This is a genomic window from Pedobacter alpinus, assembly GCF_042684645.1.
GTDB lineage: Bacteria > Bacteroidota > Bacteroidia > Sphingobacteriales > Sphingobacteriaceae > Pseudopedobacter > Pseudopedobacter alpinus.
In genome coordinates this window covers 1-937 of sequence record NZ_JBHULV010000062.1, presented here as the reverse complement: position 1 = coordinate 937, position 937 = coordinate 1, and the positions used below count along the sequence as shown (strand labels likewise).

Below are 937 nucleotides of genomic sequence, written 5' to 3'. Positions count from 1 at the left end.
GCCCAGCTCCAAAGCCAGAAGATATTTAGTCCGCTGGATACCTTGTTTGCCCAATGCAGCCCAGTTTAGCAGATGTACTACGAGCATTAGGTGATAAAATAGAGGAACAAGGGTTAAACACTTGGCAGTTAAGAACCTTATCAGCCATTAAGCATTGTCGCACTGCTGCTCTTGGCGGGCATATTGATGCTTGCGATAGCTGTGGCAATATCAGCATCAGCTATAATTCTTGTAGAAACAGGCACTGCCCTAAATGCCAAGGCAAAAACAAAGAGGACTGGATACAGGCCCGGCAGGCGGAGCTATTGCCTGTCCCTTATTTTCATGTGGTGTTTACTTTACCAGATACACTCAATAGTTTAGCTATGCACCAAACCAAGTTGGTGTATGATACTTTGTTTGATGCTACATGGCAAACCTTACAACTGTTTAGTAAAAACAAAGGTTTACAAATGGGGATGATTGCTGTTTTACATACTTGGGGGCAAAACTTGAGTTTACACCCACATTTGCATTGTATTGTGCCTGGCGGTGGTGTTGGGCATCATCAAGAGTGGCAAAACATCCGTAAAGACGGAAAATTCTTGTTTCCGGTAAAAGCATTATCAAAGGTGTTTAGGGCAATCTATTGTAAAATATTGGCGCAAAAAGAACCTGTTGCTTATCAAAGTATCAGAAAAGAATTATGGGCTAAAAACTGGGTGGTATTTGCTAAAAAGCCTTTTGGCAGCAGTAAATCTGTAATCGAATATCTGGGGAGGTACACCCATAAAATAGCCATCAGTAACCATCGGATTATTGCTGTAAATGAGCAAACCACCACGTTTTCTTACAAAGATTATAGGCAGGGTGGTATAAAGAAAACCATGACCCTCAGCAATGAGGAATTCATCAGACGGTTTGCCTTGCATATTTTACCCAAACGCTTTGTGAAGAT

At 41.6% G+C, this 937-nt stretch carries 1 protein-coding gene; it reads left to right on the top strand.

Annotated features, from left to right (window positions below):
• Positions 1-53: 53 nt before the first annotated feature.
• Positions 54-937, top strand: an 884-nt coding sequence (locus tag ACFSSE_RS17990) for an IS91 family transposase (RefSeq protein ID WP_379101073.1), incomplete at its 3' end; no start/stop codon positions are given.